Origin of the sequence: Kribbella sp. NPDC050281 (genome assembly GCF_040655855.1) — a bacterium.
GTDB lineage: Bacteria > Actinomycetota > Actinomycetes > Propionibacteriales > Kribbellaceae > Kribbella.
This window is the reverse complement of the sequence record NZ_JBFAKS010000002.1, coordinates 237,856-249,569: the sequence shown is the minus strand read 5'-3', so window position 1 is coordinate 249,569 and position 11,714 is coordinate 237,856. Positions and strand designations below refer to the sequence as shown.

The window sequence follows — 11,714 nt, the reverse complement described above, 5'->3', positions numbered from 1 at the left end:
GTCCGCTCGGGCACTAGCTCGAGTGGTTCCGGGGTTGAGAGGGGATGTCGATGGGGCGTGTTGTCGCGGGAATCGGCCTGGTGCTGACCGCGCTGCTGGCCGGGTGCGACGGAGGCGACGACAGTGGGGGCCTGCCGACGCTCGGATCCGACTCCAGTAGTCCGTCCCAGAGCACCGGTACGCCGACCACGACCAGTTCGGCCACACCGACGGCCCCGGCCACGGCTCCGTCCACCCCGGTCACGGACGGCCCGACGTCACCCCCGGTCGGCCCGCCGGCGAAGACGGTCGTCGTCCACCGCCGCAACGTCACCGCCACCACGGCCGAGCAGAAGGCGGCCGCCGACGCGTTCCTGCAGTACCTGGTCGTCCGCCTCCGGGCGTACCACTTCGCCTCGGTGGATTCCGACGCGCTCGGCCGCGTCGCGACCGGCAAGGCGATCGCGGTGGTGAAGGGCTACGTCACCGAACTGCAGGGCCGAAAGCAGCACACGATCGGTGAGGTGTGGGTCGACATCCCGGCCGTCGCGGTCAAGGGTGCGACGGCCACGGTCAAATCCTGCATGGACAACACGTCGATCGACGTCGACAAGGCCGGCAAGCCGGTGCAGATGCTCGATCCGTACTACACCGCGACCGCCACGCTGCAGAAGGCCGGCGGAGAGATCTGGCTGGTCGACAATGTCGCGTTCGTCAAGCAGCGCTGCCGTTGAGACCCGGCGGAACCGGGCGGGGGCCCGATCCGTCCGAGCAGGCGATGATGCGACCCGCGTCATGACGCGGCTGTCCGCCCGTCTCGTTACCATGACCCTGTTGACCGCTGGCTGGGGAGGCAACTGATGTTGCGAGCGATCTCGATCACCACGTTGGCTGTCGCGGCTGCCGTCGCGGTGGCTCCGACGGCGCATGCCGGGATGGGCGACGACACGACGAACGGCGGCAGTGGGTTCAGTGTGTCGGTGCGGGTCACCGTCACAAGCGACTCCGGCAAGATCGTCCAGGGCGGCACGCGGACGTACAGCGTGCCGGCCAAGTGCTGGTGGGAGCCGGCCGCGTTCACGATCGACGGCAGCGACGTCGCCGACCCGGCGACGTTCGAGAAGTACATGAACGAGAACCCGCTGCAGGGGCACGCCGCGGCCGGCATGCTGGCCCGGCCGTCGGGCGAGGAGATGGCCCGGGTCAGCGCGGCGGCGAAGGCCGGCCAGGCGTACCGGTGGTACCAGGTGGAATGCCGGGAGGGGCAGAACGCGCTGGACGCGGGCTACACGTCCCTCGGCGGTGAGTTCATGGGGACCCGGATCGGCATCGCGTACCGCGCTTTCCTGCCTGGTCAGGTCCCGGAGCCGCTGGTAGCGGTCGAGGACCTCGCCGAGGAGTTGTGGGACGAGGCGCAGCAGCAGATCCTGGCGCCGACCCTGGAGCACAATCCGAAGGTGTCCGGCACGAACGGCGCGACCGTGGTGAACCTGCCGACCTGGTTCTGGGTCACGAACCCGGGCAACTCGCTCGCCGACGACGGCACGCTGACCCTGACCGCCTCGGTTCCGGGTACGCCGGTCAACATGCGGCTGGTCGCGACGTCCAGCGACGTGTCGATCAACTCGCCGGCCGGCTCGACCAGCTGCCCGGTCGACAAGGCGCAGTACGCGTACGGCGCCGGCAAGGTCGAGGGCAACGCCTGCACGGTGACCTTCGACCGGTCCAACGCCGGCTGGCCGGTCACCGCGACCGTCACCTGGACGGCGAACTGGACCGGCAACGACGGCACCGGGCCACAGTCCGGGACGGACTCGCTGGTCCGCTCGACCACCGTCAACGTGCCGGTCGTCGAGGTTCAGGTTCCGAACCGCTGAGCCTTCAGTCCAAGAGGGCGCAGGACGCCAGAACCGTCATCCCGACGGTGATGGCGTCCTCGTCCGGGCAGAAGCCGGGTGTGTGCAGGTCGGCGGCCGCGTCCACACCGAGGGGACGAACCCCCAGCCGGGCCATCGCTCCCGGAACGTGCTCGAGGTACCAGGCGAAGTCCTCGCCGCCCAGGCTCTGATCGGTCGCGGCCACCGCGTCGGGCGTGATCGCCTCGCTGACCGCGCGCTGGAACACCGCGATCGCCTCCGCATCGTTCATGACCGGGGGTACGCCGTGTGTGACCTCGGTGCTGACCTCGACGCCGTACGGAGCGATCAACTGCTCCGCCAGTAGGGGGATCAGGTCGGCGGCCAGCTTCCAGGCGCTGACGTCCAGGCACCGCACGGTGCCTTCGGCCTCACCACGGGACGGTATGGCGTTCGCGGCCGAGCCGGCGGTGATCCGGCCCCAGACCAGTGACAGCCCGGCCCGCGGGTCGACGCGGCGCGACAACGCGGCCGGCAGCTCGGTCACCAGGGTGGACAGGGCGTAGACCAGATCGCCGGTGAGATGGGGCCGGGAGGTGTGACCGCCTTCGCCGGTCAGCCGGACCAGGACGCGGTCCGACGCCGCAGTCAGCGCACCGACCCGGAGCCCGACCTGCCCGACCTGCAGCCGGGGATCACAGTGCAGGCCGTAGATCCGTCGTACCCCTTCCAGACCGCCGGCCGCGATCACACCGAGCGCGCCGCCGGGCATGACCTCCTCAGCCGGCTGGAAGATCAGCCGGACGCGGTGGGGCAGCAGCCCGTCGGCGGCCATCCGCGCGAGCACCTCGGCGGCGCCGATCAGGATCGCCGTGTGGACGTCATGACCGCAGACGTGCGCCACGCCTTCGTACGTCGACCGAAAAGGGGAATCGACACCCTCCGTCACCGGCAGGGCGTCGATGTCGGCGCGAAGCGCGACGCAAGTGTCGCCGGAGCCGATGTCGCAGATCAGACCGGTGCCCGTCGGCAGCACCTGCGGGGACAGTCCCGCCGCCACCAGCCGCTGCCGGATCAGCTCGGTCGTCCGCACCTCGTGCCAGCCGAGCTCCGGATGCGCGTGCAGGTCGCGACGTACGGTCACGATCTCGTCCCGGACTGCGGCGACACGGCTCTGCAGGTCGCTGAGCAGCAGCTGCTGCGAAATGGTCATTGGGGAATTCTCGCATCGCAGCGGCGGAACAACGGCCCGGGCTCAGGCACCGGACCGATCCGGTCAGCGCCACCTCACCCGCCGCGTCGGCGTTCTGGCTGAGCGTCACGACCGAAACTACGATTGAGTAACGAGCATTTCAGTGACGCATCGTCAGTGGCTGGGGGGTCTCGCCGGGTCTATCGTTTCGCTGCGAACGCCTGCACGGGGCGATCAGGGATCGAGGAGGCATCTTGCGGCACACAAGCAAGTTGGCGGCGGTCGCCATCACAGTGGCGCTGATCTTGGCGGGCTGTGCGAAAAAGAACGAGGACGCGGCTGCCTCCGGGGGGAGCGACGAACTGTGCGCCGACAAGTCCGGGGCGGGTCCCAAGATCGGCCTGGCCTACGACATCGGCGGCCGCGGTGACCATTCCTTCAACGACCTGGCAGCGGCCGGTGTCAAGAAGTCCCTGGACGAGTTGGACGCCACCTGTGAGGAGTCCGAGGCTGCCGCACAGGAGCCTGACTCCGCGAAGGAAGAGCGGCTGCGCACCTTGGCCGAGGCGGGCTTCAACCCGATCGTGGCGGTGGGCTTCGTCTACACCGAAGAGGTGAACAAGGTCGCCAAGGAGTACCCGGACAAGAAGTTCGCGGTCGTCGACGGATTCGCCGAGGGCCCGAACATCACCAACCTGGTGTTCTCGGTCGAGCAGGGCTCGTTCCTGGTCGGTGTCGCCGCCGGTCTCAAGACCAAGGCGAAGCACGTCGGCTTCATCGGCGGTACCCGGGGACCGATCATCGACCCGTTCGCGGCCGGTTACAAGGCCGGTGTGGCCGCGGTCGACCCGAGCATCAAGGTCGACATGAAGTGGCTGTCCGACAAGGGTGACGACAAGGCGTTCGCGAACCCGGGCGGGGCGAAGACCGCCGCCACGGCGCTGTACGACGCCGGCGCGGACATCGTCTTCCACGCCTCCGGCCTGTCCGGTGGCGGCCTGTTCGACGTCGTCAGCACGAAGCCCGACGGCATCTGGGCGATCGGCGTCGACTCCGACCAGTACCAGACCGCGACGCCCGAGCAGCAGAAGCACATCCTGACGTCGTCGCTGAAGAAGGTCGACGTGGCCGTCTTCGACTTCGCGAAGGCGTTCAAGGACGGCACCACCAAGCCGGGCTACGACCTGTACGACATCAAGCGGGACGGTGTCGGGTACGCGACCAGCGGTGGCTTCCTCGACGACGTGACCCCCAAGATCGACGAGTACAAGGCGAAGCTGATCTCCGGCGAGCTCACTGCACCGTCGAAACTCTGACGTGTGAAACCCTCGGGCTCGGGTCGATGACGCGGTAGCGTTGCGGCCCGGGCCCGAGGCTCGTCGCGGCGACAACGAGGTCGCCACAGATCTGGGAGCGTGTGACATCGACACCATGACTCAGACGATGGCCGTCCGGCTGAGGGGAATCGGCAAGAGTTTTCCCGGTGTGGTGGCCAATCACGACGTCGACATCGAGGTCCGGACCGGCACGGTGCACGCCCTGGTGGGCGAGAACGGCGCCGGCAAGTCGACGTTGATGAAGATCCTGTACGGCGTGCAGAAGCCGGACGAGGGGACCATCGAGATCGGCGGCGACGAGATCGTCCTGAACTCGCCGGCCGATGCCATCCAGCACGGCGTCGGCATGGTGTTCCAGCACTTCATGCTGGCGGACAACCTGACCGTGCTGGAGAACGTTGTCCTCGGCGCCGAGAAGCTGTACGGGATCGGCGACAAGGCCCGGGCCAAGATCAAGGAACTGTCCGATTCCTACGGCTTCGGCCTGTCGCCCGACCACCTGGTCGAGGACCTCGGTGTGGGCCAGCGGCAACGGATCGAGATCCTCAAGGTCCTCTACCGCGGCGCGAAGATCATCATCCTGGACGAGCCGACCGCCGTGCTGGTACCGCAGGAGGTCGACGCGCTGTTCGGCAACCTGCGCGAGCTGAAGTCCAAGGGGTTCACGCTGCTGTTCATCTCGCACAAGCTGGACGAGGTGCTCGCGGTCGCCGACGACGTCACAGTGATGCGGCGCGGAACCACGGTCGCCGCCGTCCAGCCGAAGGACGTGACCGCCCGCCAGTTGGCAGAGCTCATGGTGGGCTCGGAGCTGCCCTCGCCCAGCACCGAGGAGTCGACCGTCACCGACGACGTCCAGCTTGCGGTCGAGAACGTGACGCTGGCCGTGGCAGAGCGGAACCTGCTCGACGACGTGTCGTTGCAGATCCACCGCGGCGAGGTGCTCGGCATCGCCGGTGTCGAGGGCAACGGCCAGACCGAACTGGTCGAGCTGGTGATGGGAATCCGGCCGGCGACCTCCGGCCGGGTCCTGCTCGGGACCGAGGACATCACCGGCTGGTCCACCGCGGCCCGCCGCAACGCCGGCATCGGGTACATCCCCGAAGACCGCCAGCGGCACGGCCTGCTGCTCGACTTCCCGCTCTGGGAGAACCGGATCCTCGGCCACCAGGACCGCCCGCCGACCGTGCGCGGACCGTGGATCAACAAGGCCGGCTCCCGCAAGGACAGTCAGCGCATCGTCGACCAGTTCGACGTCCGGACGCCGTCGATCGAGACCACCGCCCGGGCGCTGTCCGGCGGTAACCAGCAGAAGTTCATCGTCGGCCGGGAGATGAGCGGCGACCCGGTCCTGCTGATCGCGTCCCACCCCACCCGGGGCGTGGACGTCGGCGCCCAGGCCGCGATCTGGGACCACATCCGCGACGCCCGGCGGCAAGGTCTGGCCGTGCTGCTGATCTCCGCCGACCTGGACGAGCTGATCGGCCTGTCGGACCAGATCCAGGTCATCCTGCGCGGCCGGCTGGTCGGCGAATTCGACCCTGACACGGTGACCCCGGAGCAGCTCGGCTCCGCCATGACCGGTGCCGGAGAAGAGGAGTGATGGGCAAGCTCGACCTACGGCGGATCGTCCTGGCGCTGGCCGCGCCGGTGCTTGCCATCGTCGTCTCGCTGGTGATCACCTGCCTGATCCTGCTGGCGGCCGGCAGTTCGGTCTCCGGTTTCCTGAGCACGATCTTCTCGGTCCCGGCCGAGCGCAACGTCATCAACATCCTGAACAACGCGTCGATCCTGTATCTGTCCGGCCTGGCGGCCGCGATCGGGTTCCGGATGAACCTGTTCAACATCGGTGTCGAGGGCCAGTACCAGATGGCGGTCTTCACCGCCGCGGTGTTCGCCGCCCAGGGCTGGTTGCCGGGGCCGATCAACGTGATCGTCTCCATCGTCCTGGCGATGCTGGTCGGCGCGATCTGGGCTTCCATCGCCGGTGTCCTCAAGGTCACCCGGGGCGTCAGCGAGGTGATCTCGACGATCATGCTGAACGCGATCGCGCTCTCGCTGACGGCGTACCTGCTCCGAAAAGTGGGGGTGTCGACCGGCAGCAACCTGGCCACCGAGGAGATCCCGAAGGACAGCTGGATGCCCGGGCTCAAGTTGTTGCCCGGGGCCCCGAACGAGCTGCTCGGCCTGTCCCTGCTGGCCGTCCTCGGCGGGGTCGGCTACGCCATCTTGCTGAACCGGTCGAAGTTCGGCTTCGCGCTCCGGGCCACCGGTACGTCGGCCAGCGCGGCGGTTGCCAGCGGCATCGACGTACGGCGGATGGTCGTCGTCTCACTGATGATCTCGGGCGCGGTGGCCGGCCTGATCGGGCTGCCGCTGCTGTTCGGCAACTCGCACAGCTACGGCACCACCTTCCAGGCCGGCATCGGTTTCGCCGGGATCGCGGTGGCACTGCTCGGCCGCAACAACCCGATCGGCATCGCGTTCGGCGCGCTGCTGTTCTCCTACCTGACCGAGCAGAGCAACCTGCTCGAGATCAATGCGCAGGTCTCGCCGGACATCGTCGCGATCAGCCAGGGCGTCATCGTGCTCGCCGTCGTCATCGCCTACGAGGTGGTACGCCGGTACCGGAACGCGCTGGAACAGCGGCAGGTGGCAGCGGAACTCAGTAGCTCGGCTCCGGCCGGGGCGACCCCGGAGGCGACCCGATGACGATGGCTCCCGAAGAGCTCCGGCCCGCCGGACCCCCGTCCGAGGCGTTCGTGCGGCGGCGGCAGATCAGCATCTGGGTCTGGCTGCTCGCCGGCGTGGTGCTCATCTCCGCGGTCCGCGTACTGACCGGCGCGAACGAGGTCGACTCGGCCGGCACCATGCGCGAGACGGTCAACGCCTCGGTCCCGATCGCCCTCGCGGCGCTGGCCGGTCTGTGGTCGGAACGCGCCGGAGTCGTCAACATCGGCCTCGAGGGCATGATGATCCTGGGCACCATCGGCGCCGGGTACTTCGGCTACTGGTACGGCCCGTGGGCCGGAATCGTCGGCGCGATGGTGTTCGGCATGATCGGCGCCGCCCTGCACGCGCTCGCGACCGTGTACTTCGGGGTCGACCACATCGTCTCCGGTGTCGCGATCAACATCATCGCGCTCGGCACGGCCGCCTTCCTCGCCGATACCTGGTTCTCCGGCCTGCGCGGCGGTGGCCCGACCCAGTCGCCACCGCTGGACGCCCCGCTGTCGATCACGATTCCCGGGATCTCCGATGCGATGACGACGTTGCAGGGCAAGCACTGGTTCATCATTTCCGATCTGGCCTCGCTCGTGGCCGCCGTGACCACCGAGCTGTCGAGCATGACTGTGCTGGCGGTGATCCTGATCGTCGGCAGCGCGCTGCTGCTGTGGCGGACGGGGTTCGGCCTGCGGTTGCGGTCCTGCGGTGAGAGCCCGGTGGCGGCGGAGAGCCTGGGCGTGAACGTGTACCGCTACAAGGTCATCGCCGTCCTGACGTCCGGTGCGATCGCCGGGTGCGGTGGTGCGTTCATCGCGCTCGTCTCGTCCGGGATCTACCAGAACGGGCAGACCGGTGGACGTGGCTACATCGGCCTGGCCGCGATGATCTTCGGCAACTGGCGGCCCGGCGGTCTGGTGATGGGTGCGGTGCTGTTCGGCTACACCGACGCTCTCCAGCTCCGGGCCGGTGGCGAGGCCGTGCACGCGTTGCTGATCCTGGTCGCGGTCATCCTGCTGGGCGTGGCGGTGCTGCAGTTCCGGCGTGGGCTCAAGATCGCCGCCGCCACCTCGCTGGTGATCGGGGTCGGCTTCGCGGTCTGGTTCTTCACCACCGACACGGTGCCGGCCGACTTCACCCGGATGACGCCGTACGTGACGACCCTCCTGGTGCTCGGGCTGGCCGCCCAGCGGCTCCGGATGCCGGCCGCCGACGGACTCAGATATCGACGTGGTCAGGCAGGTTAGCGCCGTGCCGGGGGATGTCGACTGGCCGGCGCTGCGGGCGATCGCTGTCGAGGTGATGGGTCGCGCCTATGCGCCGTACTCCGGGTTCGCGGTCGGCGCGGCGGCGTACGTCGACGACGGGCGCATCGTTGCCGGGTGCAACGTCGAGAACGCGTCGTACGGGCTGGCCCTGTGCGCCGAGTGCGGCCTGGTGTCCGAGCTGCACCGCACCGGCGGCGGCCGGCTGGTCGCGTTCACCTGCGTGGACCAGCACGGGGACCTGCTGACACCGTGCGGGCGGTGCCGCCAGTTGCTGCACGAGAACGGCGGGCCGGACCTGCTGCTGGAGACGCCGACCGGGCCGCGGCCGCTGCGTGAGCTGTTGCCCGACGCGTTCGGGCCCGAGGACCTGGAGAAGTAGTGAGCTTCGACGCGGTGGATGTCATCCGCACCAAGCGGGACAAGGGCGAGCTGAGCGACGGTCAGATCGACTGGGTGATCGACGCCTACACCCGGGGCGACGTCGCGGACGAGCAGATGTCGGCGCTGGCGATGGCGATCCTGCTCAACGGCATGAACCGCCGCGAGATCGCCCGCTGGACCGCGGCGATGATCGCCTCCGGCGAGCGGATGGACTTCGCCAAGCTGTCCCGGCCGACCGCGGACAAGCACTCGACCGGAGGCGTCGGCGACAAGATCACGTTGCCGCTGGCACCCGTCGTGGCCGCGTGCGGCGTCGCGGTACCGCAGCTGTCCGGCCGCGGCCTCGGCCACACCGGCGGCACCCTGGACAAGCTCGAGTCCATCCCGGGCTGGCGCGCCGCGCTCTCGAACGACGAACTGATGCGCCAGTTGGACGAGGTCGGCGCGGTGATCTGCGCCGCCGGCGACGGCCTCGCGCCCGCGGACAAGAAGCTGTACGCGCTGCGGGACGTGACCGGCACGGTGGAGGCGATCCCGCTGATCGCCAGCTCGATCATGAGCAAGAAGATCGCCGAGGGCACCGGTGCGCTGGTGCTGGACGTGAAGGTCGGCTCCGGTGCCTTCATGAAGGATCTCGCTGACGCCCGCGAGCTGGCCGAGACCATGGTTGCTCTGGGCACGGACGCCGGTGTGAAGACCGTTGCCCTGATCACCGACATGTCGGTCCCGCTCGGCCTGACCGCGGGCAACGCGCTCGAGGTCCGCGAATCCGTCGAGGTCCTGGCCGGCGGCGGCCCGTCGGACGTGGTCGAACTGACGATCGCTCTGGCGGCCGAGATGCTGGCCGCGGCCGGCGTCACGGACGTGGACCCGGCCGAGAAGCTCCGCGACGGTACGGCGATGGACGTCTGGCGCACCATGATCGCGGCCCAGGGCGGCGACCCGTCCGCCGAACTCCCGGTCGCCCCCGAGCAACACGTCGTACCGGCTCCGGCCACCGGCGTACTGTCCAAACTCGATGCCCTCGGCATCGGCGTGGCCGCCTGGCGCCTGGGCGCCGGCCGCGCCCGCAAGGAGGACCCCGTCTCCCCGGTCGCCGGCGTCGAACTCCACGCCAAGCCCGGCGACCAGGTGACCGAGGGGCAGCCACTCCTCACCCTCCACACCGACGACCCGGCCCGCTTCGACCGCGCCCTCGAGTCCCTGGCGGACACCGTCGAGGTCGCAGCGTCGTACGACCGGACCCCGCTGGTGATCGACCGCATCGGTGCGTGACCTGGCCCTCTCCGACGGTAAGGTGTCCGCAGCGACCGGATAGTCGGAGGTGTCTGTGGTTCGCGCACGGCTTGCTGCCCTGCTGCTGGTGCCGATGATGGTGCTGCCCGCAGCCTGTGGTGGATCGGACGACGCAGGTGGCCTGCCAGAGGCAGGCTCGGATTCGAGCGGTCCCTCGAGCAGTACCCCGGCCACGACGCCGGCCTCGGCCGCAACGCCCACGGCGGTGCCGACCACCAGCACCCAGAAGTACGGTGCGCTGACCCTCGTCATCAACCACAAGCCGGTCCCGCCGGCCACCGCCGCCCTGGCGCTGCAGGCGTACGACGCCTTCGAGCGTGCCTCGCACAAGACCCAGGCGACGAACGTCGAGGATCCGACCCTGGCGACGTGGGGCGCGGCTGCTGCTCTGCAGGACATCCGGAGCCTCCTGCAGAGCCAGAAGAAGCAGAAGGTGCGCACCGGTGGTGCGATCACTGTCACCACCAAGGTGGTCAGGACGAGCGCTGCCGCCGCAGCATTGGACACGTGCTACGACCAGTCGAAGTCGGTGCTGGTCCGGGCCAACGGGACGACGTACATGGGACCTGGGGCCAAGAAGGATCCCAAGCTCAGCGCGAGCGTCATCCTCGGCAACATCGCCGGTGTCTGGAAGGTGACCGAGTACAACCTCAAGGCGGAACCATGTTGATCCGACGACTGGCGATCCTGACCGCACTCGGAGTGGCGGGCGTGGTGACAGCAGCACAGCCCGCCTTTGCCGACCGCACGACGCCGACACCGGGTGCCGGCGGCAACACCATCAGCATCACCGTCACCGGCACCGGTGTCCGTGGCGGTTCGGGCGGACAGGGCGGGACCCAGACGGTGTCGACGCCGGTCCCGTGCATGTACATCCAGAGCCTGACCGGCAAGGAGTACTACGAATGGGTCAAGGGCGGCGGCACCATGGGCCGCGGACCCAACGGTGACACGATCGATCCGTACCCGGGATACGAGCAGTACAAGGACGACGACAAGGGACACTGGTACGGCGGCATGTGCTCGTCGGCGTCCTTCGGTGACGACCTGGACGGGTTCTTCAAGTACTCCGACGCCTGGTTCGCCGAGCACCGGGGCGTCTACGTGCCGGCCGGTGGCACGCCTCCGATCCCGCCGGTGCCGCCGGAGATCCTGCGCAACGTTGCCTTCGACGCCCTGACCGTCCCGGCGCCCCGCCTGGACTGGAACCCGAAGCACAACGGCGATGCCGCGGCCCTCGTCAACCTCGACACCTGGGTCTGGCTCACGGACCGCACCACGAACTACTACGTCGAGGCCTCGGTCAACTCGATGGTCGGCCGGATCTCGGCCCGTGTGGACGCGGACCTGACCGGCATGACCGTCTCGGCCCCGAACGCGGACACCGTCACCTGCCCGGACGCCGGCGTACCGTATGCCCCCGGCGCCACCGGCCAGTGCGCCATCACCTTCCACAAGGCCAGCGCCGGCGGTGGCACCAGCCCCGTGACCGCGAAGACCAACTGGCACACCACCTGGTCCTCCAACCCCGGCGGCCCCCAGGGCGACACCCCCGAACAACTCGACCCAGCCCCCGGCACCACGAACATCCGAGTGGTAGAGGTCCAGGTCCCCAACCGCTGACGGTGTTCGGCCTCTGAACCCCGACGTCGTGGTGAACCGTTGAGCGGGTAACGTGTTC

At 69.0% G+C, this 11,714-nt stretch carries 11 protein-coding genes; 10 read left to right on the top strand and 1 reads right to left on the bottom strand.

Features of this window, described 5'->3' with window-relative positions; translation table 11 throughout:
• Positions 1 to 50: 50 nt before the first annotated feature.
• The gene (locus AB0I34_RS03750; protein ID WP_360438823.1) at positions 51 to 713 is read left to right on the top strand and encodes a hypothetical protein; all 663 of its coding nucleotides are present in this window, start codon (positions 51 to 53) and stop codon (positions 711 to 713) included.
• 126 nt (positions 714 to 839) lie between these two features.
• Complete coding sequence (locus tag AB0I34_RS03745; RefSeq protein ID WP_360438820.1) at positions 840 to 1,856, top strand: hypothetical protein; 1,017 nt, start codon at positions 840 to 842, stop codon at positions 1,854 to 1,856.
• Between the two features lie 4 nt (positions 1,857 to 1,860).
• Here the strand turns inward: AB0I34_RS03745 and AB0I34_RS03740 are convergent, their stop codons facing one another.
• Entirely contained in the window at positions 1,861 to 3,048 is a 1,188-nt protein-coding gene (locus AB0I34_RS03740; protein WP_360438817.1) for an amidohydrolase, read from the bottom strand.
• Between the two features lie 233 nt (positions 3,049 to 3,281).
• Here AB0I34_RS03740 and AB0I34_RS03735 point away from each other — a divergent pair, with 233 nt between their 5' ends.
• The 8 genes from AB0I34_RS03735 (at position 3,282) to AB0I34_RS03700 (ending at position 11,656) form a co-directional block, all read left to right on the top strand.
• Entirely contained in the window at positions 3,282 to 4,343 is a 1,062-nt protein-coding gene (locus tag AB0I34_RS03735; protein WP_360438814.1) for a BMP family ABC transporter substrate-binding protein, read from the top strand.
• 115 nt (positions 4,344 to 4,458) lie between these two features.
• Positions 4,459 to 5,967, top strand: a complete 1,509-nt coding sequence (locus tag AB0I34_RS03730; RefSeq protein ID WP_360438811.1) for an ABC transporter ATP-binding protein — start codon at positions 4,459 to 4,461, stop codon at positions 5,965 to 5,967.
• Positions 5,967 to 7,076, top strand: a complete 1,110-nt coding sequence (locus AB0I34_RS03725; protein WP_360438808.1) for an ABC transporter permease — start codon at positions 5,967 to 5,969, stop codon at positions 7,074 to 7,076. The genes AB0I34_RS03730 and AB0I34_RS03725 overlap by 1 nt, the downstream gene beginning before the upstream one ends.
• Positions 7,073 to 8,335: an ABC transporter permease gene (locus AB0I34_RS03720; protein WP_360438805.1), complete on the top strand. Its 1,263-nt coding sequence runs from the start codon at positions 7,073 to 7,075 to the stop codon at positions 8,333 to 8,335. The genes AB0I34_RS03725 and AB0I34_RS03720 overlap by 4 nt, the downstream gene beginning before the upstream one ends.
• Positions 8,319 to 8,735: a cytidine deaminase gene (locus tag AB0I34_RS03715; protein ID WP_360438802.1), complete on the top strand. Its 417-nt coding sequence runs from the start codon at positions 8,319 to 8,321 to the stop codon at positions 8,733 to 8,735. The genes AB0I34_RS03720 and AB0I34_RS03715 overlap by 17 nt, the downstream gene beginning before the upstream one ends.
• Positions 8,735 to 10,012, top strand: coding sequence for a thymidine phosphorylase (locus tag AB0I34_RS03710; protein ID WP_360438799.1), 1,278 nt, complete (start codon positions 8,735 to 8,737; stop codon positions 10,010 to 10,012). Before AB0I34_RS03715 ends, AB0I34_RS03710 begins: the two co-directional genes overlap by 1 nt.
• Before the next feature lie 55 nt (positions 10,013 to 10,067).
• Positions 10,068 to 10,703, top strand: a complete 636-nt coding sequence (locus AB0I34_RS03705) for a hypothetical protein (RefSeq protein ID WP_360438796.1) — start codon at positions 10,068 to 10,070, stop codon at positions 10,701 to 10,703.
• Entirely contained in the window at positions 10,697 to 11,656 is a 960-nt protein-coding gene (locus AB0I34_RS03700; RefSeq protein WP_360438793.1) for a hypothetical protein, read from the top strand. Before AB0I34_RS03705 ends, AB0I34_RS03700 begins: the two co-directional genes overlap by 7 nt.
• The last annotated feature ends 58 nt before the right edge of the window (positions 11,657 to 11,714 follow it).